Source organism: Achromobacter sp. 1011811831 (assembly GCF_059760905.1).
Window position 1 is genome coordinate 76,356 of the sequence record NZ_JCBANG010000001.1, and the last position, 26,401, is coordinate 102,756.

At 67.3% G+C, this 26,401-nt stretch carries 25 protein-coding genes; 14 read left to right on the forward strand and 11 right to left on the reverse strand.

Annotated elements, in window-relative coordinates; translation table 11 throughout:
• Window positions 1-9: 9 nt before the first annotated feature.
• The 5 genes from AC6LJ9_RS00175 to AC6LJ9_RS00195 are packed head-to-tail and all read right to left on the reverse strand — an operon-like array spanning window position 10 to window position 6,665.
• Window positions 10-501, reverse strand: a complete 492-nt coding sequence (locus AC6LJ9_RS00175) for an aromatic-ring-hydroxylating dioxygenase subunit beta (protein ID WP_498146036.1) — start codon at window positions 499-501, stop codon at window positions 10-12.
• Window positions 502-1,818, reverse strand: coding sequence for an aromatic ring-hydroxylating dioxygenase subunit alpha (locus AC6LJ9_RS00180; RefSeq protein ID WP_498146037.1), 1,317 nt, complete (start codon window positions 1,816-1,818; stop codon window positions 502-504).
• 40 nt (window positions 1,819-1,858) lie between these two features.
• Window positions 1,859-2,836 carry a PDR/VanB family oxidoreductase gene (locus tag AC6LJ9_RS00185; protein ID WP_498146038.1) on the reverse strand — a complete coding sequence of 326 codons (978 nt, stop codon included), beginning with the start codon at window positions 2,834-2,836 and terminating at the stop codon, window positions 1,859-1,861.
• Window positions 2,837-2,870: 34 nt separating this feature from the next.
• Window positions 2,871-4,430 carry an indolepyruvate oxidoreductase subunit beta family protein gene (locus AC6LJ9_RS00190; protein WP_498146039.1) on the reverse strand — a complete coding sequence of 520 codons (1,560 nt, stop codon included), beginning with the start codon at window positions 4,428-4,430 and terminating at the stop codon, window positions 2,871-2,873.
• Window positions 4,431-4,439: 9 nt separating this feature from the next.
• On the reverse strand, window positions 4,440-6,665 hold the full coding sequence (locus tag AC6LJ9_RS00195; RefSeq protein WP_498146040.1) for a thiamine pyrophosphate-dependent enzyme: 2,226 nt from the start codon (window positions 6,663-6,665) through the stop codon (window positions 4,440-4,442).
• A gap of 394 nt (window positions 6,666-7,059) precedes the next feature.
• Here AC6LJ9_RS00195 and AC6LJ9_RS00200 point away from each other — a divergent pair, with 394 nt between their 5' ends.
• From AC6LJ9_RS00200 to AC6LJ9_RS00225, 6 genes are all read left to right on the forward strand, one after another.
• A complete protein-coding gene (locus AC6LJ9_RS00200) occupies window positions 7,060-7,563 on the forward strand; it encodes a MarR family winged helix-turn-helix transcriptional regulator (RefSeq protein ID WP_498146041.1) in 504 nt (167 codons plus the stop codon).
• Window positions 7,564-7,785: 222 nt separating this feature from the next.
• The gene (locus AC6LJ9_RS00205) at window positions 7,786-9,357 is read left to right on the forward strand and encodes an ABC transporter substrate-binding protein (protein WP_212320572.1); all 1,572 of its coding nucleotides are present in this window, start codon (window positions 7,786-7,788) and stop codon (window positions 9,355-9,357) included.
• A 59-nt stretch (window positions 9,358-9,416) separates the two neighbouring features.
• Window positions 9,417-10,406, forward strand: a complete 990-nt coding sequence (locus AC6LJ9_RS00210; protein WP_498146042.1) for an ABC transporter permease — start codon at window positions 9,417-9,419, stop codon at window positions 10,404-10,406.
• Complete coding sequence (locus AC6LJ9_RS00215) at window positions 10,406-11,320, forward strand: ABC transporter permease (protein WP_392412240.1); 915 nt, start codon at window positions 10,406-10,408, stop codon at window positions 11,318-11,320. The genes AC6LJ9_RS00210 and AC6LJ9_RS00215 overlap by 1 nt, the downstream gene beginning before the upstream one ends.
• 156 nt (window positions 11,321-11,476) lie before the next feature.
• Window positions 11,477-12,451 carry an ABC transporter ATP-binding protein gene (locus AC6LJ9_RS00220; protein WP_103272650.1) on the forward strand — a complete coding sequence of 325 codons (975 nt, stop codon included), beginning with the start codon at window positions 11,477-11,479 and terminating at the stop codon, window positions 12,449-12,451.
• The gene (locus tag AC6LJ9_RS00225) at window positions 12,448-13,449 is read left to right on the forward strand and encodes an ABC transporter ATP-binding protein (protein ID WP_498146043.1); all 1,002 of its coding nucleotides are present in this window, start codon (window positions 12,448-12,450) and stop codon (window positions 13,447-13,449) included. Before AC6LJ9_RS00220 ends, AC6LJ9_RS00225 begins: the two co-directional genes overlap by 4 nt.
• 83 nt (window positions 13,450-13,532) lie before the next feature.
• Here the strand turns inward: AC6LJ9_RS00225 and AC6LJ9_RS00230 are convergent, their stop codons facing one another.
• Together AC6LJ9_RS00230 and AC6LJ9_RS00235 are read right to left on the reverse strand one after the other, a co-directional pair.
• On the reverse strand, window positions 13,533-14,033 hold the full coding sequence (locus AC6LJ9_RS00230) for a hypothetical protein (RefSeq protein ID WP_498146044.1): 501 nt from the start codon (window positions 14,031-14,033) through the stop codon (window positions 13,533-13,535).
• 179 nt (window positions 14,034-14,212) lie between these two features.
• Window positions 14,213-15,010 (reverse strand): AraC family transcriptional regulator, encoded by a 798-nt coding sequence (locus tag AC6LJ9_RS00235; RefSeq protein ID WP_498146045.1) that lies wholly within the window; start codon window positions 15,008-15,010, stop codon window positions 14,213-14,215.
• A gap of 92 nt (window positions 15,011-15,102) precedes the next feature.
• On the opposite strand from AC6LJ9_RS00235, the gene AC6LJ9_RS00240 reads away from it, so the two are divergent.
• The 6 genes from AC6LJ9_RS00240 to AC6LJ9_RS00265 all read left to right on the forward strand — a co-directional run bounded on the left by AC6LJ9_RS00240 (window position 15,103) and on the right by AC6LJ9_RS00265 (window position 19,541).
• On the forward strand, window positions 15,103-16,056 hold the full coding sequence (locus AC6LJ9_RS00240) for a DMT family transporter (protein WP_103272654.1): 954 nt from the start codon (window positions 15,103-15,105) through the stop codon (window positions 16,054-16,056).
• Between the two features lie 97 nt (window positions 16,057-16,153).
• Complete coding sequence (gene ettA, locus AC6LJ9_RS00245; protein ID WP_103272655.1) at window positions 16,154-17,827, forward strand: energy-dependent translational throttle protein EttA; 1,674 nt, start codon at window positions 16,154-16,156, stop codon at window positions 17,825-17,827.
• Between the two features lie 127 nt (window positions 17,828-17,954).
• The gene (locus tag AC6LJ9_RS00250) at window positions 17,955-18,164 is read left to right on the forward strand and encodes a type II toxin-antitoxin system VapB family antitoxin (protein WP_498146046.1); all 210 of its coding nucleotides are present in this window, start codon (window positions 17,955-17,957) and stop codon (window positions 18,162-18,164) included.
• Window positions 18,151-18,528: a type II toxin-antitoxin system VapC family toxin gene (locus tag AC6LJ9_RS00255; protein WP_498146047.1), complete on the forward strand. Its 378-nt coding sequence runs from the start codon at window positions 18,151-18,153 to the stop codon at window positions 18,526-18,528. The genes AC6LJ9_RS00250 and AC6LJ9_RS00255 overlap by 14 nt, the downstream gene beginning before the upstream one ends.
• Before the next feature lie 61 nt (window positions 18,529-18,589).
• The gene (locus tag AC6LJ9_RS00260) at window positions 18,590-19,123 is read left to right on the forward strand and encodes an isochorismatase family protein (protein ID WP_498146048.1); all 534 of its coding nucleotides are present in this window, start codon (window positions 18,590-18,592) and stop codon (window positions 19,121-19,123) included.
• Between the two features lie 190 nt (window positions 19,124-19,313).
• Window positions 19,314-19,541, forward strand: coding sequence for a YMGG-like glycine zipper-containing protein (locus AC6LJ9_RS00265; protein ID WP_103272657.1), 228 nt, complete (start codon window positions 19,314-19,316; stop codon window positions 19,539-19,541).
• A gap of 131 nt (window positions 19,542-19,672) precedes the next feature.
• On the opposite strand, the gene minE is transcribed toward AC6LJ9_RS00265, so the two are convergent.
• From minE to AC6LJ9_RS00285, 4 genes are all read right to left on the reverse strand, one after another.
• Window positions 19,673-19,945 carry a cell division topological specificity factor MinE gene (gene minE / locus AC6LJ9_RS00270; protein ID WP_212319664.1) on the reverse strand — a complete coding sequence of 91 codons (273 nt, stop codon included), beginning with the start codon at window positions 19,943-19,945 and terminating at the stop codon, window positions 19,673-19,675.
• Window positions 19,946-19,948: 3 nt separating this feature from the next.
• Complete coding sequence (gene minD / locus AC6LJ9_RS00275) at window positions 19,949-20,764, reverse strand: septum site-determining protein MinD (RefSeq protein ID WP_103272659.1); 816 nt, start codon at window positions 20,762-20,764, stop codon at window positions 19,949-19,951.
• Window positions 20,765-20,881: 117 nt separating this feature from the next.
• The gene (gene minC / locus AC6LJ9_RS00280) at window positions 20,882-21,748 is read right to left on the reverse strand and encodes a septum site-determining protein MinC (RefSeq protein WP_498146049.1); all 867 of its coding nucleotides are present in this window, start codon (window positions 21,746-21,748) and stop codon (window positions 20,882-20,884) included.
• 228 nt (window positions 21,749-21,976) lie between these two features.
• Window positions 21,977-23,773 (reverse strand): glutamine--tRNA ligase/YqeY domain fusion protein, encoded by a 1,797-nt coding sequence (locus tag AC6LJ9_RS00285; RefSeq protein ID WP_498146050.1) that lies wholly within the window; start codon window positions 23,771-23,773, stop codon window positions 21,977-21,979.
• A gap of 153 nt (window positions 23,774-23,926) precedes the next feature.
• Between AC6LJ9_RS00285 and AC6LJ9_RS00290 the strand changes: the two genes are divergently transcribed.
• Both AC6LJ9_RS00290 and AC6LJ9_RS00295 read left to right on the forward strand, forming a co-directional pair.
• Complete coding sequence (locus AC6LJ9_RS00290) at window positions 23,927-25,270, forward strand: cytochrome ubiquinol oxidase subunit I (RefSeq protein WP_498146051.1); 1,344 nt, start codon at window positions 23,927-23,929, stop codon at window positions 25,268-25,270.
• Window positions 25,267-26,322 (forward strand): cytochrome d ubiquinol oxidase subunit II, encoded by a 1,056-nt coding sequence (locus AC6LJ9_RS00295; RefSeq protein ID WP_103272663.1) that lies wholly within the window; start codon window positions 25,267-25,269, stop codon window positions 26,320-26,322. The genes AC6LJ9_RS00290 and AC6LJ9_RS00295 overlap by 4 nt, the downstream gene beginning before the upstream one ends.
• Window positions 26,323-26,401: the final 79 nt, after the last annotated feature.

Below are 26,401 nucleotides of genomic sequence, written 5' to 3' on the forward strand. Positions count from 1 at the left end.
GACCGGCTCCTACATGAACAATTGGATGTTGCCGAAGGCGGCGTCGCAGTTCACCAGGTCGACGCGTTTCAGGCGGATGCGCAGCGCGCCGTCCTGTTCGACCAGGTGATGCGTGGCCCAGCCGGCATACAGGGTTTGCGCGTCCTGGCGCGTCTCGACGTAGTGGAAGGCGGTGCGCACCACGTGGCGGCCTTCGGCGGGCGCGGATTCGGGATGACCGTGCTCGACGGTCGGCGCCTGCAGCAGATGGTGGCAGCGGCTCTTGGGTTGCTGCGAGAAGGTGCGCTGGCCGGCCAGCCGCTCGACGCGCACGCGCAGCAGCAGCTTGTCCTCGTACATCAGCGAGGCGTGCAGCCTGGCGTCGGTCTGGCCGTGGGCCAGCGGCATCCAGTAATGGCCGTCCTCGGTGTACAGGTCCAGCCAGTCCTCGAAGCGCAGCTCATCGAGCATGCGCGCCTCGGCGTAGACGAAATCGATCAGTTCGCGGTCGCTGACGGCCATTCAAGCCTCCTGTCCGGTCATGTAGCGGCCCCACGCGCGGTACTGGTTGCGCATCTGCCATTCGTTGGTGCCATTGGTGACGACGTTCTTGCGGCCCAGTTCGTCGGGCGAGTAGAGGCGGCCGACGTTGACCCATTCGCGGGCGCGCGATTGCAGCCCGTCCTGGGCGCGCTCGTACATTTCCAGGTCATCGTGTCCGACCACGGAGGTGGGCGCGTTGATGAGCCGGTTGTACATCAGCGTGCGTTCCAGCAGCAGGTCGGGCGCGCCGACCAGGCGGAAGGTCCAGGATTCGACCAGCGTGCGGTCGGCGGCGATGGGCTTGAAGACGCGCAGCGTCTGGATCGGACCCTTCACCATGATGTTGGGGAAATAGACGGTGTTGTGGCGCACATCGCCCAGGATCTGCCTGGCGCGTTCCTCGCCATAGGCCGCCGTCATGGCTTCCCAGTAGCCGGGCACGCCGGAGTAGGCGGCGTGGATCGAGTCGGCCACGCCGGTATGGCCGTGGCCGTTTTCCCACACGCGGATGCCCATGTTCTCGAAGAACTCATAGGGCGAGATGAAGGGCGCGAACAGCTCCACCGCCATGGGCTTGGGCGTGCCGGCGGGCGCCTGCTCCCAGACCTTGACGGCGGTGCCGGCCGAGGACTCGTGCGCCACCATGGGGTGACAGGTGTCGGTCTGGTTGTCGACCAGCATCTTCCAGTTGCAGCGGTGCATGTAGCGCATCACGCCGCCGGCGACCTCCAGCCGGCCCTCGGGCGAGCGGTCGGCCATGTTGTCCAGCGTGGTCAGCGATTCGCCGAAGAAGTCCTCGAAGGACTGGCCTTCGGGATTCAGGCGGCAGAACACGAAGCCTCGGTGGTTGCGCACGTCCTTGACGGCGGCCATGCCCTGGCTGGCTTCGCACTGCTCCAGGCCGGTGTTCTCGTAGCCTTTCTTCAGCGGGATGGACAGCAGGCTGCCGTCGGTCTTGAAGGTCCAGGCGTGATAGGGGCAGCGGAAGAACTTGCCGGTGTTGCCGCAGGCCTCGCCGGCCACCATGGTGCCCTTGTGCGGGCAGCGGTTGTGCAGCACCCGCACCGAGCGGTCGCCGTGGCGCACCATGACCACGGGCTGGTTGCCGACGGTGGTGGTGACGTAGTCGCCGGGGTTGGGCACCTGGCTGTCGTGGCCGACATAGACCCAGGTGTTGGCGTACAGCCGTTCCATCTCCAGCTCGAACAGCTCCTGGTCGATGAACAGGTCACGGTGCACCTCGGTCTCGCGCAGCAGGGCGCGGATGGCGTCGGGGTTGTCGCGGTATTTGGCCATGTCGGTTCGCTTCCTTGGTTGGGGCGGCGGCTGGGTGTTCCTAGAGATCCAGCACCAGGCGCGCGGACTTGGCGCGCGAGATGCAGATCTGGATGATCTTGCCGCTGGCCTTCTCGGTGTCCGAGAGGTAGTAGTCGCGGTGGTCGGGCTCGCCTTCCAGCACGGTGGCCTGGCAGACGCCGCACTCGCCGCGCTTGCAGTCGTACATGGGATCGCAGCCTTCCTCTTCCATGACGTCGACGATGGTCTTGTCGGCGGGAATGGTCAGCACGCGGCCGGACTGGCGCAGTTCGACCTCGAAGGGCTGGTCGCCCGCCTGCGGCGCGGCCGTGGCGAACAGCTCGAAATGCACGTGGGCGTCGGGCCAGTGGCGGGCCTTGGCGCCGGCGATGACGGCGTCGATCAGGCCCTTGGGGCCGCAGACGTACAGGTGCTGGCGCGGCGAGGCGGCGTCCAGCAGCGCCTGCAGGTCGAAGCGGCTGGCGGGATCGTCGTCGCCATGCAGCGACAGGCTGTCGCCGGCCAGCGCCTGCAGCTCGGGCACGAAGGCCAGCTGGTCCTTGCTGCGGCCGCAGTAATGCAGGTGGAAGGCGCGGCCGGCGGCCCGCAGCGCGGCGGCCATCGAGGCCACCGGCGTGATGCCGATGCCGCCGGCGATCAGCAGCACCGGCTCGTCGCCGGCGGGCGCTTCGTGCAGCGGGAAGTCGTTGCGCGGGCCTTCGGCGGCCAGGGTGTCGCCCACGGCCAGCGCGTGCATGTGGCGCGACCCGCCCTGGCTGTCTTCCTCCAGGCGCACGCCCAGGCGGTATTCCCCGGGCGCGGCGAAACAGCCGGCGTCCGGCGTCAGCTGCACCAGCGAATAGCTGCGCGGCTCGCGCAGGCTGGGCACGATGATCTTCAGGTGCGCGCCCGGACCGAAGGCGGGCAGCGCGCCGCCGTCCTCGCGCGCCAGGCGGAAGGAACGGATCAGCGGCGATTCCTGCCGGACTTCGCGGACGATGAGTTTCAGGGTTTGCACGGCGCTTGCCTCTTGCGTGATTCGTCGGGGAGTCTCAGGCCGCCAGCTGGTCGGCCAGCTGGCGTTCCATGGGGCCGCATTTCTCGTTGGCCAGGGCCGTTTCGCGCAGCGCGCGCAGGCTGGCGGCCGCGTCGGGGCGGCCGGCCAGTTTCTCGGCGGCCGCGAGCAGCTGGCGGTATTTGCCGCCGCCGCGCACGTGGGTGTCGCTGTAGCCCTTCACCAGGCGGCGGCAGTTGACCGTTTCCACGGCCAGCGCATAGTCCCGCGGCGCCAGCCGCGCGACCAGATCCAGCCATTGCTCCAGGCCGGCCTTCTCGATCTGGTGGCGCAGCGTGGCGCGGCGGAAGCGCCGCATGCCGGCCAGCGTGTACAGCATCAGGAAACCGCCCAGCGTGCCGCTGCGCATGAGGCGGCCCTTGCCCAGACGGCGCTCGACGAAGCCGCCGAAGGCCTTGGAGTTCTCCAGCCAGCGGCCCAGCCCGGCGGGCAGGGTGCCGCAGATTTCCTCCAGGCGCGGATGCATGAATTCGGTGGTGTAGACCAGCTGGTCCGGACGCGCGCCGACTTCCTGGCGCACGCGTTCGAAGCGCGTGGCGCGGGTCTTCAGGTCGGCCACGCGGATCACGTCGTCGTAGGCCATGGCCGTGGCCAGGTAGCGGGCGGCGGCGCAGGTCAGTTCCCATTGCCGCGCCTCGCCGCCGTGGCGCGCGTCCAGGTCGCGCAGCGCCTTCATGCGCTCCAGGTATTCGCGGGCATAGGCCAGGTCCTGGAATTCGAGCTGGCGGCGCACGCCGGCCGTCAGCATGGGCTGGGCACAGGCGGGAAAGTCGCGCCGGATCATGTCCAGCAGCGGCTGGGTGCGCGCGCTGGCGGCTTGTTCCGGCGCGGCCGGCACGGGACGCGACAGATCGATGGGCGCGGGCTGGGCCGGCGCCTGGGCGGCGGCGTCGAAGCCCAGCGCGAAGGCGCGCAGGCTGGCGTCCACGCCCAGGCCGGCGCGGCGCACGGTGGCCTCGAAATCATCGCGCGTGAAGGGCAGGGCGCCGCTGCCGGCGACCGCGCCGAACAGGCTGGCGCTGATGACGCTGCCGGCGCGGTCGGCCAGGTCCTGCAGGTCGAAGCACATGAAGCGCCTGGCGGCGGCGCGGCCCGCTTCCAGCACCTTGTTCGGATCGGCGATGCCGTTGCCGGGCGCCGATTTCTCGCTGACCGCGTAGCTGCGGTGCGAGGAAGTGATCAGCACGCTGCGGTCGGGCGTGACCAGGCCGCGCTGGATGGCGCGGCCGCCTTCCATCAACTCGGCCGCCACCACCAGGTCCACGTCGCCCGGCGTGGGCATCAACGCCAGCGCGGGCGCGCGGCCGGCGCGCTCGACGTCGGCCTCGGGCAGCAGTTCCAGGTAATAGATGGTGGCGCCGGTGCGCTGGGCCACGCCCGGCACCGAGGTGGTCTGCGCCCACCAGCCGGCGTGTTCGGCCATGTCGACGATCCAGTCGGCGAGCACGCCGCCGCCCTGGCCGCCCATGGCCAGGACGGCGATCTTGATCGGCGAGGCGGCGCGCAAGGCGGCGGAAGTGTTGATGCTGCTGTCCATGTCCGAGCCTCAGAGTGCGAGTTGCGCCAGGCGCGCCGCGCGGCGGCGCTGCAGGAAACCGATCACCGCCCCGCGCACGCGGGCCAGGAACTTGTCGCCGCCGGTGGGGTTGTGGACGATGTCGGCGCGATAGAACGAGGGGCACAGCACGGCGGCATGGGCCACTTCGCCGCAGTTGCCGCAGCCCACGCAGCTGCTTTCCACGTGCGCGACCGGGTCTTCCTTGAGCGGATCGCCGCTGTCCTTGACGGTCAGCGAGGGGCAGCCGGACAGCCGGATACAGGCGTGGTCGCCGGTGCAGACATCGGGATCGACGCCGAAGCGTTCCTTGACCGCGCGCTTGCCTTCCTTGACCGCCTTGTTGAACAGCGGCTTGATGCGGCGCTGCTTGTTCAGCATGCACTCGGACTGCGCGATGATGACCTTGGGGCCCTTGACGTCGGTGGTGAGCGCTTCCTCGATGGTGGCGCGCACCTTGGCCACGTCGTAGGTGCGGTCCAGCGTGCGCACCCATTGCACGCCCACGCCGCGCACGGCGCGGTCGATGGGGTTGTTGGTGGAGCGGTCGGGATTCTCGGCGCGCGAGGACAGGATGTCCTGGCCGCCGGTAGCCGAGGCGTAGTAGTTGTCGACGATGACGATGACGCCGTCGTACTTGTTGAACACGGCATTGCCGATGCCCGAGGCCAGGCCGTTGTGCCAGAAGCCGCCGTCGCCCATGATGGAGATCGGGCGCTTGGCCGCCGGCACGTTGAAGGCCGCCGCGCTGGACGCGCCCAGGCCGTAACCCATGGTGGTGGCGCCCAGGTTGAAGGGCGGCAGGATCGAGAACAGGTGGCAGCCGATGTCGCAGGAAATGTGGTGCTGGCCCAGCGTTTCCTGCGCCAGCGTCAGCGCCGAGAAGATCGGGCGCTCGGGGCAGCCGGTACAGAAGCCGGCCGGGCGCGGCGGCACCACCGCCGCCAGTCCCTCGACATGCTTGTGGAAGGTGATGGGCTGCTCGACGGGTTTGGCGGGCCGGGCGCGCGCGATCTCGACGATCTCGGGCTGGCCGGCGCTGGCGGCGGCTGCGTCGGCCGCCACGGCCGGATGCGTCTGCAGCGATTCGGGGCGGTTGCGGCGCAGGAATTCGCGCAGGCCTTCGCGCATGACCTGGGTGGTGTACTCGCCGGCCATCGGCAGCACGTCCTTGCCCGACAGCTGCGTGGCGATGCCGGCCTTGCGCAGCACCGCGTGCAGGTTCTGCTCGATGTAGTCGGGCTGGCCTTCCTCCAGCAGCAGCACGGCGCGCTTGTCGCGGCAGAAGTCGATGACCTCGTCCTCGATGACGGGGTAGGTCACGTTCATGACATACAGCGGGATGCGGCTGTTGCCGAAGTGGTCGGCCAGGCCCAGCAACTGCAGCGCGCGGATGACGCCGTTGTACAGGCCGCCCTGCAGGATCAGGCCGATGTCGGACTGGTCGCCGTCGAAATGCTCGTTGAGCTTGTGTTCCTTGATGTAGCGGATGGCGGCGGGCCAGCGGTCCTGGATCTTTTCCTGCTCGTGCAGGAAGGATGCGGGCGGCAGCACGATGCGGCTGGTGTCGCGCGCGGGGCTTTCCAGCGCCTGCGCCAGGCTGAAGGCGGGACGCTTGTTTTCCTTGGCGATGAAGCGGCCGTGCACGTGGCAGCCACGGATGCGCAGCTGCAGCATCACCGGCGTCTTGCTGGCCTCGGACAGCGAAAAGCCGTCTTCCACCGCCTTGACCATGCTTTCAAGATTGGGGCGCGGGTCCAGCAGCCAGATCTGCGATTTCATGGCGAACGCGTGCGAGCGTTCCTGCATGATGGACGAGCCCTCGCCGTAGTCCTCGCCGACGATCACCAGCGCGCCGCCGGTGACGCCGCCGGACGCCAGGTTGGCCAGCGCGTCCGAGGCGACATTGGTGCCGACCGTGGATTTCCAGGTGACCGCGCCACGGATCGGATACATGACCGAGGCCGCCAGCGTGGCGGCGGCGGTGGCTTCCGAGGCGCTGGCCTCGAAGTGCACGCCGAGTTCCTGCAGGATCTCGTTGGCGTCGGCCAGCACGTCCATCAGGTGCGAGATGGGCGACCCCTGGTAGCCGGCCACATAGCCCACGCCGGACTGCAGCAGGCCCTTGGTGACCGCGAGGATGCCTTCGCCGCGGAACTCTTCGCCCGCGCCGATGCGCAATTGCTGGACTTCTTTCTTGAAGGACCTTTCAGCCATCTCGAACCCCTAGTCGCGGACCGCTGCGCGGGTCCTTGCGCCTTGCTGCTCCGCAACATCGAATGGCCGCGGATCCATGTTCTAAAAAATACTTTAGAAGTCAACTTTTTAGCTGTCAACAAAAAAGATGAAATTTCATGGAATCAAAAAAATATCACGCTAAAACAAGGGTGTATATACTGGCTATCCTTGAGGTCCTGACCCGCCAATCAGTCCCGACATAGTGCAAAAACGGGTTGCGATTCCGGGTATACCCTGTGCTGCGCAACAGCATTGCGGCACATCATGGCGCGGCCGCGCATCGCCGTGGTGCAATGCGCGTTCCGATGGCCCGCGGCAAGCTTGCGGCACGGGCATGACAATCTCGAACAACCGGGCGCGGGAGCGTACAGACATGGCGTGGCAGAAGCAGAAGAGCATCCAGGCCGGCGCCGGCGGCGGGCGTTTCGTCGACGGCTATCTGGCCTATCTGCTGGCGCAGGCCAGCCAGCGCATTTCCGCCGAGTTCCACCTGCAGGTGCGCGCTGCCGGCCTGTCGGTCACCGAATGGCGGGTGCTGGCCAGCCTGGAAGGCAGCGCCGGCGAGACCATCGGCACGCTGGCCGTGCTGGCCATCACCAAGCAGCCCACGCTGAGCAAGGTGGTGCAGCGCATGGAGGCTGACGGCCTGGTCGAGCGCACCGGCGTGCGCGCCGACCGGCGCCAGACGCGCGTGTGCATCACCACCAAGGGCCGCAACCTGATCGCGGGCCTGTGCGAGCAGGCCTTGCAGCATCAGAAGGCCGTGCTGGCGCCGTTCGGCGAAGAACGGGCGACATTGCTGATAGAGATGCTGGAAGTGTTGATGACCGAGCACGTGCCGCTGGAGATGGCGACGGCCGAAGAGGGCGAGGATTGAGCGTTCCGACGACAGCCGAGTTCCGCATTCCGGGAATGTCGCGCGTCGCGTCTTCGGTCGAACGCTGTTTGCTTCGATTATTTTGTTACGAGCATATGCGTCCCTGTTTTGAGGCGCTCTCTGAAAACCGCCTCCGGTACGCATAAACCCTGAATTGACGCGGGTTCCGGCGCTAGGCAATATCGCGCCGGTATTTTCAGACTACAGTCAGGAGTTGAACCTATGCGCCGCACTTTGATTGCTATCGCGATCGCCGCCGCCGTGGCCCTGCCCTCGATCGGACAGGCCAAGACTTTCCGCTGGGCCGCCCAGGGCGACATCCTTACCTTCGACCCGCACTCGCAGAACGAAGGCATGACCATCGCCGCCAACAGCTATGTGTACGAACCGCTGGTGGACTACGACAAGTCCTTCAAGGTGGTGCCGCGCCTGGCCACGGAATGGGAGCAGGTCTCGCCCACGCTGTACCGCTTCAAGCTGCGCCCCGGCGTCAAGTTCCACGACGGCGCGGCCTTCACCGCCGAGGACGCGGTGTTCTCGATCCACCGCGCCATGGCGCCGACCTCGAACTACAAGGCCTACACGACCGGCATCAAGGAAGCGCGCAAGATCGACGACCTGACCATCGAGGTCGAAACGTCGGCGCCGAACCCGGTGCTGCTGCGCCAGCTGACCAACGTGTTCATCATGAACAAGGCCTGGGCGGAAAAGCACAACATCGCCAAGCCGCAGGACTACGTCAACAAGGAAGAGACCTACGGCGCCCGCAACACCAACGGCACCGGTCCCTACAAGCTCAAGACGCGCGAAGTCGACGTGCGCACCGTGTTCGAAGAGAACAAGGACTGGTGGAACAAGGCGGGCAAGGTCGGCAACGTGACCGAGGTGGTGTTCACCCCGATCAAGCAGAACGCCACCCGCACCGCGGCCCTGCTGTCCGGCGAGATCGACTTCGTGCTGGACCCGGCCGCCCAGGACCTGGACCGTCTGCGCCAGTCGGCCAAGGTGGTAGAGGGCAACGAATACCGCACCATCTACCTGGGCCTGGACCAGAAGCGTCCCGAGCTGCAGTACTCGAACATCAAGGGCAAGAACCCGTTCCAGGACATCCGCGTGCGCGAGGCGCTGTACCGCGCCATCGACGTGGACGCCATCAAGCGCGCCGTGATGCGCGGCCTGTCGGCGCCCACCGGCACCATGATCGCGCCGCAGGTGCACGGCTGGGCCGAATCGGTCCACAAGCGCGTGCCCTACGATCCCGAGAAGTCGCGCGCCCTGCTGAAGGAAGCCGGCTACGACGGCACGCTGAACTTCACGCTGGACTGCCCGAACAACCGCTACATCAACGACGAGGCGATCTGTCAGGCGGTGGTGGGCATGTGGGCCAAGGTCGGCGTGAAGGCCACGCTGAACGCGATGCCGCGCTCGACCTACTTCCCCAAGGTGCAGTCGTTCGACACCAGCGCCTACCTGTTCGGCTGGGGCGTGCCGACCTTCGACGCCATGTACACGCTGCAGAACCTGATCCGCACCAAGGGCGAGGGCGCGGACGGCATGTACAACCTGGGCAACTACAGCAACAAGGAGCTTGACGCCGTCATCGACAGCATCAAGACCCAGACCGACGCCGCCAAGCGCGACGCCGACATCATCAAGGTGCTGGAAGGCCACGCCAAGGACTTCGGTCACATCCCCCTGCACGACCAGGTCATTCCCTGGGCCATGCGCAAGAACGTCACCGTCATCCATCGCGCCGACAACCGTCTGGTCGCCGATTGGGTCAAGGTCGACTGATCCAGGCCAACCCGCAGGCGGCGCGCTGAGGCGCGTCGCCTGCCTGCCTATTCCCGCCTATGTTTGCTTTCATACTCCGCCGCCTGTTGCAGGCTGTGGCGGTGATGCTCACCGTCGCGCTGTTGGCATTCGTGCTATTTCAATACGTCGGCGACCCCGTCACCATCATGCTGGGCCAGGACGCCACCGATGCCGAACGCATCGAGCTGCGTGAGCGCCTGGGCCTGAACGAGCCCGCCGTCGTCCAGTTCGGCCACTTCGTCGCCAATGCCGCGCAGGGCAACTTCGGCATCTCCCTGCGCCAGAGCGAACCCGTCTCGACCTTGCTCAAGTCGCGCCTGCCGGCCACGCTGGAACTGTCGCTGGTCGCGGCGGTGCTGGCGCTGGTGGTCGGCGTACCGCTGGGCGTGTATACCGCGCTCAAGCGCAACAGTATGCTGTCGCAGCTGCTGCTGGCCGGATCGCTGCTGGGCGTGTCGCTGCCCACCTTCCTCATCGGCATCCTGCTGATCCTGGTGTTCTCGGTGCAGCTGGGATGGCTGCCCAGCTACGGGCGTGGCGAGACCGTCAGCCTGGGCTGGTGGTCGTCGGGCCTGTTCACGGCCGATGGCTGGAAGCACCTGATCCTGCCGTCGATCACGCTGTCGTTGTTCCAGATGACGCTGGTGCTGCGCCTGGTGCGCTCGGAAATGCTGGAGGTGCTGCGCTCGGACTACATCAAGTTCGCCCGTGCGCGCGGGCTCAAGCGCCGCGCCATCCACTTCGGCCACGCGCTCAAGAACACGATGGTGCCCGTCATCACCATCACGGGACTGCAGCTGGGCGGCATCATCGCCTTCGCCATCGTCACGGAAACCGTGTTCCAGTGGCCGGGCATGGGCCTGCTGTTCATCCAGGCCGTGCAATTCGCCGACGTGCCGGTCATGGCCGCCTATCTGTGCCTGATCGCGCTGGTCTTCGTGGTGATCAACCTGATCGTCGATCTTCTGTATTTCGTCGTGGACCCGCGCCTGCGCGCCGGGATGACCCGCGCCGGGGGGGCTCACTGATGCGCGCCGTACTCAAACGCTGGTGGGACAGCGACCTGGCCTGGGCCTGGCGCCGCGCCCCGGTCGCCATCGCCGCCACCATCCTGCTGGCGCTGCTGCTGATCGGTTCCTTTGGCGCCGGCTGGGTGGCGCCGCACAATCCCTTCGACCTGACCAAGGTGGAACTGCTGGACGCGTTGCTGCCGCCGGCTTGGCAGGCCAATGGCCAGCCGACCTACCTGCTGGGTACCGACAGCCAGGGCCGCGACCTGTACTCGGCCATTCTGTACGGCACGCGGGTGTCCCTGCTGATCGGCCTGGCCGCGGTGGCGCTGTCCATGGTCATCGGCATCGTGCTGGGCCTGGTCTCGGGCTACGCGGGCGGGCGCATCGATGCCTTCATCATGCGCGTGGCCGATGTGCAGCTGTCGTTCCCGGCCATCCTGATCGCGCTGCTGATCGACGGCGTGGCGCGCGCCGCGGTGCCGCGCGAGCTGCACGAGGTGATCGCCTTCCCGGTGCTGGTCGGCGCGATCGCGCTTGCCGGCTGGCCGCAGTACGCCCGCACGGTGCGCGGCTCCACCCTGGTGGAGAAGAACCGCGAATACGTGCAGGCCGCGCGCGTGATCGGCGTGGCCTCGCCCGTCATCATGTTCCGCCACGTGCTGCCCAATGTGCTGGGTCCGGTGCTGGTGCTGGCCACGGTGCACCTGGCCACCGCCATCATCACCGAGGCGACGCTGTCGTTCCTGGGCGTGGGCGTGCCGCCGACGTCGCCGTCGCTGGGCACGCTGATCCGCATCGGCAACGATTTCCTGTTCTCCGGCGAATGGTGGATCGTCATCTTCCCCGGACTGGCGCTGGTGCTGTTGGTGCTGTCGGTCAACCTGCTCGGTGACTGGCTGCGCGACGCGCTCAACCCCCGCCTGATGTGATGTGGCCCACCCCCGAAGCGCTGCGCGCTTCCCCCTCAAGGGGGCATGCCTGCGGACCGGCAAAGCCGGCTCCGCGGCATCCCGATGGAACCGTCTACGCTCCGTGGGGTGTGCATGTCGCGGCAGTACGTGGACAACTGAATTTGAGATATATCCATGAGCGCATTACTTGAAGTCCGCAACTTGCGCGTGGAGTTCCCCACGCGCCGCGGCACGCTGCGCGCGCTGGACGACGTGTCCTTCTCGATCGAGGCGGGCGAAGTCCTGGGCGTGGTCGGCGAATCCGGCGCTGGCAAGTCGCTGACCGGCGCGGCCATCATCGGCCTGCTGGAGCCGCCGGGGCGCGTGGCCGCCGGTGAAATCCTGCTGGGCGGCCGCCGCATCGACAACCTGCCCGACGAGCAGATGCGCCGCGTGCGCGGCCGCGAGATCGGCGCCGTTTTCCAGGATCCGCTGACCTCGCTGAATCCGCTGTACACCGTGGGCCGGCAGCTGGCCGAGACCATCGTCACGCACCTGGACCTGAGCTGGTCGCAGGCGCGCACGCGCGCGGTCGAACTGCTGGCGGCCACCGGCATCCCGGCGGCGCGCGAGCGCATCGACCACTATCCGCACCAGTTCTCCGGCGGCATGCGCCAGCGCGTGGTGATCGCGCTGGCCCTGGCCGCCGAACCGCGCCTGGTGGTGGCCGACGAGCCCACCACCGCGCTGGACGTGTCGATCCAGGCGCAGATCATCGAACTGCTCAAGCGCCTGTGCCGCGAGCAAGGCACGGCCGTCATGCTGATCACCCACGACATGGGCGTGATCGCCGAGACCGCCGACCGCGTCGCGGTGATGTACGCCGGCCGCGTGGCCGAGATCGGCCCGGTGGCCGACGTGATCCACAAGCCGCGCCATCCCTACACGGCCGGCCTGATGGGTTCGATCCCGGCGCTGGACAGCCACGCCCAGCGGCTGGTGCAGATCGACGGCAGCATGCCGCGCCTGAACGCCATCCCGACGGGCTGTGCGTTCAATCCGCGCTGCGGCCAGAAGCTGCCGCGCTGCACGCAGGATCGTCCTGAATTGATGGCGGCCGGCACTTCCCGAGCCGCCTGTTGGCTTCATGAAGAGAAGGTGGCGGCATGAGCGGCACTCCCCCGTTGGTAGAAGTCCGGGACGCGGCCCGCTGGTTCGACGTGTCGCCGCCGTGGCTGGAGCGCAAGCTGTCCGGCAAGCCCAAGGTCATGCTGCGCGCCGTCGACGGCGTGTCCTTCGATATCGCGCGCGGCGAGACGCTGGCGCTGGTGGGCGAATCGGGCTGCGGCAAATCCACCGTGGCACGCATGCTGGTCGGGCTGTACGGCCTGACGCGCGGCGATATCCGCTTCGACGGCCAGCCCCTGTCCGGCATGGCCGAATCAGGCGGCCGGGCCATGCGCAAGCGCCTGCAGATGATCTTCCAGGATCCGTATGCCAGCCTGAATCCGCGCTGGCGCGTGGGCCGCATCATCGCCGAGCCCATGCTGACCCACACCACCATGACGCCGGCCGAGCGCACGGAGCGCGTGGGCCAGCTGCTCAAGCAGGTGGGGCTGGATCCGGCCGACCAGGGCCGCTATCCGCACCAGTTCTCGGGCGGCCAGCGCCAGCGCATCTCGATCGCGCGCGCGCTGGCGGTCAATCCGGAGTTCCTGGTCTGCGACGAGCCGACCTCGGCGCTGGACGTGTCGGTGCAGGCGCAGGTGCTGAACCTGATGAAGGATCTGCAGCGCGAGCTGGGCCTGACCTATCTGTTCATTTCGCACAACCTGGCGGTGGTGCATCACGTGGCTGATCGCGTTGGCGTGATGTACCTGGGCCGCATGGTGGAAGTCGCGCCGCGCGACGAGCTGTTCGCGCGGCCGCGCCATCCATACACGCGCATGCTGCTGGAGGCGATTCCCGACATCAATGGCGCCGGCAAGCCGCGCACGGCGGTGGCGGGCGAGGTGCCTAATCCGCTGAACCCGCCGTCGGGCTGCACCTTCCATCCGCGCTGCCCGCATGCCAACGAACGCTGCAAGACCGAGGCGCCGCAGGCGCTCGCGGCCGGGCCGGCGGTGGTGGCCTGCCATGCGGTGCAGGAGGGGCGGATCACGGCCTGAGGCGCGATCCGTGGCGTCCGTCCGTGGCGGCGCGGACGCCGCGATTTCAAGCGCGGGCAGGCGGCGGCTCGTGGCCGCGTGGCTCAGTGCCGATGTTCGCCATCGACCGCGCCGTCGTCTTCGTCATCTTCGTCCTCTTCATCCTCGTCGTCCTGCGCCAGGTCAGGATCCTCGGTCAGCGCGAAGGGCAGCACGTCTTCCAGGCTGTCCGACCAGGCGGACTCCTCGCCATCATGGTCCAGCTTGACGAAGCGCTCGCCCTCGCCGAGCGTGATCTGGATGGCCCACAGGTACAGGCAGTCGTAGGTGTCGTCGTCGGCCGGCGGCAGGCCGCCGCGGTTGCCCAGCAGGCGCGCGCCCGTGCCGCCCAGCTGCACGTGGACCTGGGATTCGTCGGCTTCGGCCTTCTCATCCAGCGGCACGCCGAAAGTCACCCATTCGGTGCCTTCCTCGCCCAGCACGACTTCGGCCAGCACGGGCTTGCCCAGGAAGGCGCTGAGGGCGTCGGCCGTCTTGGCCAGCATGTCCAGCTCGGTCGAGCTGAAACGGGTCAAGGAGGCGGGAGGCGTGGCGGAGGCGGACATGAGGATTCCTGGGCGCGCCCGCGCCATGAGGGCGCGGCGCAGCATGAGATTGAGTAGCTTGGGGATTCGAGTCAGGCGCTATTGTCGCGCGTTCGGCCATGCCTTGCATCGGACGCGTGGATGACGCGGTTCGCAGGGGGCGCGCCGCCAGCCAGGGGCGGCGGATGGCGCGCAATGTCCTACGGCGATGCCCGCGGAGCGTCGCCGCTGCGACGCCGCGCGCTGTCGGGCGATTCCCCGGTCAGCCGTTGGAACATCGCGATGAACGCCGAGGGCGTGCTGTAGCCGAGTCGGCGCGCGACGTCCTGCACCGGCAGTCCCGCGTCCAGCATGCCCAGCGCGCTGACCACGCGCAGCCGCTGGCGCCAGTCGTTGAACGACATGCCCAGATGCTGCTGGCAGTGGCGCAGCAGCGTGCGCTCGGTGATGCCGGCGGTGGCGGCCCAGTGCGCCGCGCCGCGCTTGTCGCCGGGCTCGCGCTGCAGCGCAGCCAGGATCGGGGCCAGCGGCAGCTCGGTGGTGGACGGCAGATAGCTGGCGTAGGCGCGCGCCTGGCGCGTCTGGTCGATCACCACCTGCGCCATGCGCCGGTCTTCCGGCGTATCCGGATAGGTGATGCCGCGCCGCTCGAAATCGGCCAGCACGGCACGCATGACGGGGCTGATCTCGAGCGTGCAGGGAGCGGCCGGCAGGCTGGCGCAGGCCGCCGCGGGGATGTCGATGCAGGCGTAGTGGACCTCGCCCTCGTTCTGGCAGCAATGGGACACGCCCGGCGGTATCCAGATGGCGTACTGCGGCGGCGACAGGTACAGCACGCCTTCGATGCCGATCTCCATGATGCCGGAGATCGCGAAGTTCAGTTCGCCCCAATCGGAGCGGTGGCGCGCCATGCTGGAATGCGGCGTGAAATGCAGGATGCGGCAGGCCAGCGGGTAGGGCAGGTGGCTGGCCAGCTGGGCGGAGGAAGCGGGGTCCATGTCCGGATTCGAGCGTGTATTGTCTGAAATTCATTATATGCCTGGAGTCAGACAAGTCCTACACTGAGCGCTCGTTCCCGCAAGAGCGCATCATGCAGCAAGCTTCCGTTTCCCATCCTCCCGCCCGTTACCTGTTCTTCCCGCTGCTGGCGGCCCTGATCTGGTCGGTCAACATGATCGTCACCAAGATGTCCGCCGGCCTGATCGCGCCCGCCGCCATCGGCTTCTACCGCTGGGCGCTGGCCGGCGCGCTGCTCACGCCCTTCGCCTTGCCGGGCGCCTGGGCGCAGCGCGCCCAGATCCTGCGCCACTGGCCGAAGCTGGCCGTGCTGGGCGGCCTGGCGATGGCGCTGTACCAGGGGCTGGCCTATGTGGCCGCGTCGACCACCACCGCCACCAACATGGGCATCATCACCGCCATGATCCCGTTGCTCACCATCGTGGTCAGCGCGCTGGTGCTGCGCGAGCGGCCCACGCTGATGGCGCTGCTGGGCGGGCTGGTGTCGCTGGCCGGCCTGTCGCTGCTGATCGGCGAGGGCGACCCGGCCCGGCTGCTGCAGGTGGGCGCCAATCCGGGCGACCTGCTGATGGGTGTGGCGGCGCTGGCCTATGCGCTGTATGGCGTGCTGCTGCGGCTGTGGGCGCTGCCGCTGGGGCCGTGGCAATCGCTGTACGCGCAGATCGCCTTCGGCACGCTGTTCCTGCTGCCGACCTTCCTGCTGGCGCCGCCGTCGCCGCTCAATGCCGACAACCTGCCGCTGGTGCTGTACGCCGGCGTGTTCCCGTCGCTGTTCGCGCCGTTCCTGTGGATCCAGGGCGTGCGCCATCTGGGGCCGAACCGCGCCAGCATCTTCCTGAACGTGATGCCGGTGGTCACCGTGGCGATCGCCGCCACCTTCCTGGGCGAAAAGCCGCACCTGTTCCACCTGGTCGGCGGCGCCATGGCGCTGGCCGGCGTGATGCTGGCGCAGATGCGCGTGGGGCGGCCCGCGAAGGCGCGGCGCAAGGCGGCGGAGCAGGATCCGTCCCTGTGCAAATCGTCCTGAGACGGGCGCGCTCAACGGCGCGCGGCCGCTGTCGCGCGCCGGCAAGGGTTCCGGCCTACAATCGACGGTTTCCCAGTCTCATATCCGATACGAGCCCATGGCCCAATACGTCTACACCATGAACCGCGTCGGCAAGATCGTGCCGCCGAAGCGGCAGATCCTGCGCGACATCTCCCTTTCGTTTTTTCCTGGCGCCAAGATCGGCGTGCTGGGCCTGAACGGCTCGGGCAAGTCGACGCTGCTGAAGATCATGGCGGGCGTGGACCGCGAGATCGAAGGCGAAGCCATCCCCATGCCGGGCCTGAACATCGGCTACCTGCCGCAGGAGCCGCAGCTCAACCCCGAGCACACGGTGCGCCAGGCCGTCGAGGAAGGCCTGGGCGCGGTGGTCACGGCCAAGAAGCGCCTGGACGAGGTCTATGCCGCCTATGCCGAGCCGGACGCTGATTTCGACGCGCTGGCCGCCGAGCAGGCCGAGCTTGAAGCCATCATCGCCGCCGCCGCCTCCAGCGGCGCCGACGACATCGAGCACCAGATGGAAATCGCCGCCGACGCGCTGCGCCTGCCGCCCTGGGACGCCATCGTCGGCAAGCTGTCCGGCGGCGAGAAGCGCCGCGTGGCGCTGTGCCGCCTGCTGCTGTCCAAGCCCGACATGCTGCTGCTGGACGAGCCCACCAACCACCTGGACGCCGAAAGCGTGGAGTGGCTGGAGCAGTTCCTGCACAAGTTCCCCGGCACCGTGGTGGGCGTGACCCACGATCGCTACTTCCTGGACAACGCCGCAGAATGGATCCTGGAACTGGACCGCGGCTACGGCATTCCGTGGAAGGGCAACTACAGCTCCTGGCTGGAGCAGAAGGAAGACCGCCTCAAGCAGGAAGAGGCCTCCGAGTCGGCCCGGCAGAAGACCATCAAGAAGGAACTGGAGTGGGTGCGCCAGAACCCGAAGGGCCGCCAGGCCAAGGCCAAGGCGCGCCTGGCCCGCTTCGAGGAACTGTCGTCCTACGAATACCAGAAGCGCAACGAAACCCAGGAAATCTTCATTCCGGTGGGCGAGCGCCTGGGCAACGAGGTCATCGAATTCAACAACGTCAGCAAGGCCTATGGCGATCGCCTGCTGATCGACAATCTCAGCTTCAAGATTCCGCCGGGCGCCATTGTCGGCATCATCGGCGCCAACGGCGCTGGTAAATCGACGCTGTTCCGCATGATCGCGGGCCGCGAGCAGCCGGATTCGGGCGAGGTCAAGATCGGCCAGACCGTCAAGCTGGCTTACGTCGACCAGTCGCGCGACGCGCTGGAAGACAAGAAGACCGTGTTTGACGCCGTGGCCGACGGCGCCGACCTGCTGACGGTGGGCAAGTTCGAGATGTCCTCGCGCGCCTACCTGGGCCGCTTCAACTTCAAGGGCGGCGACCAGAACAAGGTCGTGGGCCAGCTGTCCGGCGGCGAACGCGGCCGCCTGCACATGGCCAAGACGCTGATCGCCGGCGGCAACGTGCTGCTGCTGGACGAACCGTCCAACGACCTGGACGTCGAAACGCTGCGCGCGCTGGAAGACGCGCTGCTGGAGTTCCCCGGCAGCGTCATGGTCATCAGCCACGATCGCTGGTTCCTGGACCGCATCGCCACGCACATCCTGGCGTTCGAAGGCGACTCGCAAGTCGTGTTCTTCGACGGCAACTACCAGGAATATGAAGCCGACAAGAAGCGCCGCCTGGGCGACGAGGGCGCCAAGCCCAAGCGCCTGCGGTACAAGGCGCTGAAGTAAGGCGTTCTGGTAATACAGTCCTAAAATCCCGGCCGATTCGCGCCGGGATTTTTTTCGAATGCTAGAATCAAAAATGGCATCATTTGATGCTGCCTTATGTTCACTACTTTTTCGAGGGGAGACAGGTATGCGCACCACCGTGACCCTGGATGACGACCTGCTCGAATTGGCCCGCACCTATACGGGAATTCAGGAAACGTCCGCGCTCATGCAGCGAGCATTGACGCAGCTTGTCCAAAGGGAGGCCTCCAAGCGCCTGGCAAAACTGGGCGGTAGTTCGCCCAAATTGAAAGCCATTCCGCGTCGACAAGCGGAAGCTAGCGATGATCTTGGTTGATACCTCGATCTGGATAGATCATCTGGCCGAAGGCGAGTCGCGATTGGCGCGTTTGCTGGAAGACGAGAGTGTCTTGATGCATCCATTCATCATGGGTGAATTGGCGCTTGGTTCGCTTGGACGACGCGACCTCGTGCTCGGCGCGATGACGCTGTTGCCGCAAGTCGTAAGGGCCAGCCACGACGAAGTCATGCACTTTCTCCATGCGGAACGAATGTTCGGCAAGGGCATCGGCTATGTCGATTTGCACTTACTAGCCTCCACTCGGCTGACACCGGGCGCCGCACTATGGACCAAGGACAGGCGCTTGCAGGCGCTTGCTCATGCGCTGGACTTGGCCGTCGAGCCGCCGCGATATCATTGAACCAAGCGCGCTGTGCCCGCCGCACCATTGATGCCGCGCCCGCTTTCCTGGAGATCCCCCCATGCTGCTGCCCGCCTCCGATTCCACGCTGCTCATCGTCGACATGCAGGGCCGCCTGATGCCGGTGATCCACGACGGCGATGCGGTGTTGGCGGCCAACGTCAAGCTGGCCCAGGCCGCGCGGCTGCTGGAGGTGCCGGTGGTCGCCACCGAGCATCACAGCAAGATGCTGGGCGTCACCGTGGCGCCGCTGGCCGAACTGGTGCAATCGACCTTCCAGAAAATGCACTTCTCGTCGGCGCGCGAGCCGGGCTTCGAGGGCTGGCTGCCGGCCGCGCGCAAGACCGTGCTGGTGACCGGCTGCGAGGCGCACATCTGCGTGCTGCAGACCGTGATCGGGCTGACCGAACTGGGCTATCGCGCCGTGCTGGTGTCCGATGCGGCGGGCTCGCGCAAGCCGTCCGACCATCATGCGGCGCTGCGCCGCGCGCGGGCCCATGGCGCGGATATCGTCACCACCGAAATGGCGATTTTCGAGTGGATGGAAACCTGCGAGCACCCGCGCTTCCGCGACGTGTTACGTCTGGTCAAATAGCGGCCCCAGCTGCAACATTGTCCCCAGGGAACGCAAAGATTATCTCGCTGTTTGACACAATTCCTGGGCAAACCTCACAGCGCGCAGGCGAATATTTTGCGATCCTGAAGGCTCCAACCCAAGAGGGAAGCGCGCGCTCGCAACACGCAGGATCCGGCGCTTTTCCGGGAACAAGAACAGGAGTCCCATCATGAAAATCGCATCCATCACCAAGATCTGCGCGGCGACCGCGCTGGCTGTCACCATGGCGGGCTGCTCGTCGTGGGACAGCATGAGCCATCGCCAGAAAAGCACCGTGGGCGGCGCCGCGTTGGGCGGCGTGGCCGGCGCGGTGATCACCAACGGCGGCATCCTCGGCACGGTCGGCGGCGCGGCCATCGGCGGCGTGATCGGCGACCAGGTCGGCAAGCGTCGCTGACGCGGCGGCCGCATTCCGGCCACCCATGAAAAAACGCCCGGCGATGCCGGGCGTTTTTCTTTGGCCGGCCGCCGCGTGGCGGCCGCGCTCCGCTGCGCGCGGGCGGGAACTTGCGATCCCGCCGGCGGGCGTCAGGCGTTGGGGCTCGAGGTCTCGCTTTGCGGCATCTCGATCTTCACTTCCAGGACTTCCAGCGTGTCCTGGCGTTCCAGGTGCACCTTGATGTCTTCGGGGTTGATCTTGACGTACTTGGAGATCACGGCGATGAGTTCCTGCTGCAGCTGCGGCAGGTAGTCGGGCGAATCGCCGCGGCCCCGCTCGTGGGCCAGGATGATCTGCAGCCGCTCCTTGGCGACGGAGGCGGACGTTTTCTTTTGACCGAGCAGAAACGACAGGAAGGACATTGCTTACTTGCCTCCGAACAGGCGTTTCAGGAAACCGGGCTTTTCGTAGTCGGTGAAGCGCAGGGCCTTGTCTTCGCCCAGATAGCGGGCGACGACGTCCTTGTAGGCTTCGGACACGTCGGTGTCTTTCAGGTGGATGGCCGGCAGGCCCTGGTTGGACGCCTGCAGCACGGCTTCGGATTCGGGAATCACGCCGATCAGCTTGATGCGCAGGATGTCCTCGATGTCGGTCAGCGACAGCATCTCGCCGTCGACCACGCGCTTGGGGTTGTAGCGCGTGAGCAGCAGGAATTCCTTGACCGGCTCGTTGCCTTCCACGGCGCGCTTGGACTTGGCGGCCAGGATGCCCAGGATGCGGTCGGAGTCGCGCACGGACGAGACTTCGGGGTTGGTCACGACGATGGCATCATCGGCGAAGTAGGCGGCCATCAGCGCGCCGGTCTCGATGCCGGCAGGCGAATCGCAGACGATGTATTCGAAGCCCATTTCCTTCAGGTCGTTGATGACCTTTTCCACGCCTTCCTGGGTCAGCGCGTCCTTGTCGCGGGTCTGCGACGCCGGCAGGATGAACAGGTTCTCGAGCTGCTTGTCCTTGATCAGGGCCTGGTTCAGCGTGGCTTCGCCCTGGATCACGTTGACGAAGTCGTACACCACGCGCCGTTCGCAACCCATGATGAGATCCAGGTTACGCAGGCCGACGTCGAAGTCGATGACAGCGGTCTTGTGGCCCCGCATCGCGAGTCCCGCGGAAAAACTGGCGCTGGTCGTGGTCTTGCCCACGCCGCCTTTGCCGGAAGTCACCACAACGATGCGTGTCATGACGATCAAACCCTTATGTTCGAATAAATCGCGTTATCGTAAAGCAAAAAGCCCGTGTAAGGCTTCTTACAGAATGTGTGTAGTTGATTTGCGCTCTTGCGCGAATCGGGTGTTGCGTCAGGCCTTCAGGGCCTCGATGCGCAGCGTGTCGCCGTCCAGCCGGATCAGCGCCGGCTGGTTGTGCAGCGAGCGGTCGAGCTTGTCCTCGACCACGCGATACACGCCGGCCACGGCCAGCAGCTCGGCGTCCAGGTGCGTGGTGAAGATGCGGGCCGTGGCATCGCCGCGCGCGCCCGCCATGGCCTTGCCGCGCAGCGGGCCGTACACATGCACGTTGCCGTCGGCGATGACCTCGGCGCCCTGGCTGACCATGCCGATGACCACCAGGTCGGTGTGGCGCGCATAGACGCGCTGGCCGGAGCGCAGCGGCTTGGTGATGACCAGCGCCGACGAGGAGTGCGGCGCGAAGGCGGTCGGGGCAGGCGCCGAGGTGGCGCTGGCGGCCTCGCGTTCCGGCATGGGGTTGGGCGAGGGCGCGGCCTTGCCGGCGGGCGCGGGTTCGGCGGTGTCGCTGGGCGCGGTCGCGGTCGTCACGGCGGCGGCCTGGATCGAGGGCACTGGCGTGGAGACGTCATTGGCCGGGGCCATGTCCACCGCCTGGGCGGGACGCGGGGCCGGCGTGGACAGTTCCACGGGTGTCAGGCCCGCCTTGCGGGCCGCTTCCAGGTTGGCGCCTTCGGCCACCACGCCGATGGGCGGCAGGTTGTGGCCGCGCAGCGCGGCGATCAGCGCCGGCCAGTCGATGGCTTCCTCGACGCGGCTGGCGTCGACCACCACGGGTTCGTTCTCGAAGAAGCTGCCGGCGTCGGCCATGCGCTTGGCCAGCGCGGCGCTCAGGCGCTCGGGATCGGCGCTGTGCAGGACCACCCGGATCGCATACAGGGTGGCGCTCTTGAAGTCCAGGGCTAGGGATTCAGTGTTCATCTTGGTGTGGGACGGCGGCCGGGCACGGGAAAAAGGGCCCGTTCCGCCGGCGCGCGGATGTCGGGCATGATAACCCGCCGGGGGCGGTTTCTTCCGGTTTGGCTCAGGGGAAATCGGGGTGTTTTCCGCCTTTTTCTGCCGGCCCGGACGCTTGCCTCGACGGCCCGGTCGAGCCTCGGAGATGCAAAAAGGGCGCCCGGAGGCGCCCTTTGGCCGAAGCAACCGGAATCAGCCTTGCACCCACGAGTCGCGCAGGGTGACTACGCGGTTCAGGACGGGGTTTTCCGCCGTCGATTCCTTCAGGTCCGCCGTGAAGTAACCCAGGCGCTCGAACTGCCAGGTCGCGCCCGGCGTCGCCACGGTGCCCGGTTCCAGCCAGGCCGTGACGGTCTGCTTGGAGTTCGGGTTCAGGCAGGTCAGGAAATCCTTGTCGCCGCCGTCCGGACGCGGGTCGGCGAACAGGCGGTCATACAGATGGATCTGCGCGGGCACGGCATGCGCGGCGCTGACCCAGGTGATGTTGCCCTTGACCTTGACGCTGTCGGCGCCTGGTGTGCCGCTCTTGGTGTCCGGCAGGTATTCGGCCTGGACTTCCACGACCTCGCCGGCCTCGTTCTTGGTGAAGCCGGTGCAGCGCACCACATAGCCGTATTTCAGGCGCACGGTGTTGCCGGGGAACAGGCGGAAGTACTTCTTCGGCGCTTCCTCGCGGAAGTCGTCGCGCTCGATCCAGAGTTCGCGCGTCAGCGGGAATTCGCGATGGCCGGCCTCGGGGTCGTGCGGATTGCGCGGCGCCGTGCAGGTTTCGCTCTGGCCCTCGGGGTAGTTGGTGATGACCAGCTTGAGCGGGTCCAGCACCGCCACCGAGCGCGCGGCCACCGGATCCAGGTCGTCGCGCACGGCCTGCTCCAGCAGGCTGTAGTCGATGCGCGAGTCGGACTTGGACACGGCGGTGCGGTCGCAGAACAGGCGGATCGACGACGCGGTGTAGCCGCGGCGGCGCAGGCCGAAGATGGTGGGCATGCGGGGATCGTCCCAGCCGTCGACATGGCCTTCGCGCACCAACTGCAGCAGCTTGCGCTTGCTGGTGACGATGTAGCTCAGGTTCAGGCGGGCGAATTCGTACTGGCGCGGCAGCGGCCGCGCCAGCTTGCCCAGTTCGGCCAGGCGCGCCAGGATCCAGTCGTAGAACGGGCGCTGGTCTTCGAATTCCAGCGTGCAGACGCTGTGCGTGATGCCTTCGAGCGCGTCCTCGACCGGGTGGGCCCAGCTGTACATCGGGTAGATGCACCACTTGTCGCCGGTGCGGTGGTGATGGGCGTGGCGCACGCGGTACATGACCGGGTCGCGCAGGTTGATGTTGGGCGAGGCCATGTTGATCTTGGCGCGCAGCACCAGGCTGCCGTCGGGATGCTTGCCATCGCGCATCTCGCGCAGCAGCGCCAGCGATTCGGCGGCGGGGCGGTCGCGCCAGGGCGAGTTGATGCCCGGCTCGGTCAGCGTGCCGCGGTTGGCGCGGATTTCGTCGGCGCTCTGCGCGTCCACGTAGGCGTGGCCGGCTTCGATCAGCGCTTCGGCGAACTCGTACATGTAGCCGAAGTAGTCGCTGGCGAAATACAGGTTGTCGTTGCCGTCGGCCTTCCAGTCGAAGCCCAGCCAGTGCACGGCCTCGATGATGGCGTCGACGTACTCCTGGTCTTCCTTCTCGGGATTGGTGTCGTCGAAGCGCAGGTGGCAGACGCCGCCGAAGTCGCGCGCCAGGCCGAAGTTCACGCAGATGCTCTTGGCGTGGCCGATGTGCAGGTAGCCGTTGGGCTCCGGCGGGAAGCGCGTGCGGATCCGGGCCGGGTCGGGCTGACCCTGCTGCTGTACCGCCGCCGGGCCGGGCTTGCCCGCCCAGCGCTTGTCCTGGTAGCGGTTGGCCTGGAGATCGTCCGTGACGATGTTCAGCAGGAAATTGGACGCGGCCGCGGGGGCGGCGGCGGCCGGAGTCGGCGAGGAAGGCGGCGTCGGGGCGGAAGTCATTCTTGAAAGAATAGGAAAAAGCGGCGACAAAGCGTCAATTTTGCCATGATCCGCAAGGAGGGCCTCCGGGGGCTGGTCAAGCCGGGTTGCAAATGGCTCCCATCTTCCGGGGACAGGCTCTACACTTATGGGCCTGTCTACCCTGTTGGCATCATGGATATATCCACTCTATCACTGGCCCGTGCGCAGTTCGTGACCAGTCTGAGTTTCCTGGCGCTGTTCCTGTCCGTCGCCCTGGCGCTGGCCTGGATCCTGCTGTTCTTCAAGCTGCGCGCCCGCATGAGCGGCAACGGCGGCTGGACCGCCGCCTATCGCTTCTGGGTTCGCATCTTCGCCCTGTCCTTCGTGCTGACGCTGGCGGCCAGCGTGCCGGTGCTGATCCAGCTCGGCAGCCTGTGGGCGGGCCTGATGGACAAGATCGGCAACGTGGCCGGTCCGTTGCTGGGCTACGGCATCCTGTCCGTCTTCATCCTCAAGTCCTGCTTCCTGGGCGTCATGCTGTTCGGCCAGCGCCGCGTGTCCGACGGCGCCCATACGCTGGCGGTGCTGATGGTGGCGGTGGGCCAGATGGTGGCGGTGTTCTGGGTGCTGGCCCTGCAATCGTGGATGCAGACGCCCGACGGCGCGCTGCTGGTGGATGGCCGCTACCAGGTCTACGACTGGTCGGCCGTGGTGTTCAATCCGTCGATCGGCTGGCGCATGGCGCAGGTGGCGCTGGGCTCGGCCCTGGCGGCCGCGTTCCTGATCATCGGCGTGACGGCGCTGCAGGCGCTGCGCCGGCCGCTGGGCGACGGCGAGCGCTGCGCCTTCAAGGCCGCGCTGGTCATCGCCGCCGCCGCCGCCTTGCTGCAAGGGCCCGCGGCCGTGGGCGCGGCGCAGGTGATGGCCAAGTACCAGCCGGCCAAGGCCGCCGCCGCGGCGGGCTACTGGGAAAGCGGCGCCAAGCCCGGCCTGGTGCTGTTCGCCTGGCCGGATGCGCTGTCGCACCAGAACCAGGCCGAACTGGCCATCTCCAATGCCGGCGGCCGCTGGCTGCATCGCAACGACGACGGCTCCTTCCAAGGACTGGACAAGTATTCCGGCATGCTGCCGCCCGTGGCGCTGACCTTCTGGTCGCTGCGCGTGGCGGTCGGGCTGGGACTGCTGATGCTGGCCGCGTCCTGCGTCACGCTGATGTGGACCTGGCGGCGCGGGCTGGATCCGTCCAGCCTGCCGCGCGGGTGGCTGCGGACGCTGTGCGGCATGATGTTCTCGGGCGGCATCGCGGTGGTGGCGGGCTGGTGGGTGTCGATCATCGGCCTGCAGCCCTTCGTGGTGAACGGCACCATCACGCAGACGGAGGTGCTGGGCACGGCCTCGTCCGGCGCGGTGCTGTACGGCCTGATCGGCTACGGCCTGCTGTACGCGCTGTTGCTGGCCGCGTTCGCCGGCATGCTGTTCCACGCGGCGCGCTACGGCGTGGTGCCGGTGCGCAAACTGGGCGGAGGTGCGCAATGATCGCGATGCTGGCCGCTTCGCAAGGACTCAATCCCGACGATCCCTCGTTCTGGATGCCGCTGGCCTTCATGGCGCTGCTGTTCGTGGTGATCGCCGCCGGCGTGGTGCTGGACGGCTTCGACCTGGGCGTGGGCATCCTGCTGCAACTGGCGCCGGCCGAAGAGCGCGGCCGCATGATGAGCCTGCTCAGCCCCTGGCGCGACGCCAACGAGTTCTGGCTGCTGCTGGGCATGGGCCTGTTCGCCTCGGCCTTTCCCTTTGCCTGGGGCGCGGTGCTGGGCAAGCTGTATGGCCCGCTGACCTTCATGGTGCTGGGCGTGGTGCTGCGCAGCGTGGCGTTCGAGTTCCGCATCCGCGCCCGCAACGAACACAAGCCGCGCTGGATCTTCGCCTTCTGGGCAGGGTCGCTGATGACGGCCTTTGGCCAGGGCATGCTGCTGGGCCGCATCGCCACGGGCTATCAGTCCGACGCCGGCTATGGCTGGTTCGCGCTGTTCGTGGGCCTGTGCGCGGTGGCGGCCTATGTGCTGCTGGGCGCGTCGTGGCTGGTGATGCGGGTCGATGGCGACCTGCAGCGCCGGGCCGCGAACTGGGCCCGCCACGCCATCCGCTGGACGGCCGTGGGCATGGTGGCGATCGCGGTGACGCTGGGCCTGGCCAACGCGGGCATCTTCTACAAGTGGAGCAACATCGCCCATCTGAGCCTCGCGGCCACGGTCTGGGTGCTGATGCTGGGCGGCTTCGTCGCGGCCGAAATGCTGCTGGCGCGCCTGCCGGGGCAGGCCGACCGTTTCAGCTGGCTGCCCTTCGTGCTGTGCGTGGCGCTGTTCCTGCTGATGCTGTGCGGGCTGGCCTACAGCCTGTTCCCCTACCTGATCCTGGACGACATGACGCTGTGGGACGGCGCCGGCGCGCTGGGTTCGATGCGGCTGGTCATGGCGGGCGCGGTGATCGGGATTCCGGTGGTGCTGGTGTTCAACATCCTGGCGTACCGCTCGGTGTTCGGCAAGGAGCGGCCGCCCGTGCCGCTGCTGCCGCCGCCGTCGCCCTGACCCGGGGCGCGAAACCTGCGCGCGGCGCTTGCCGCGCGACATGCACAGCGCGGCGCCCAGGCGCCGCGCTTGCGTTTTG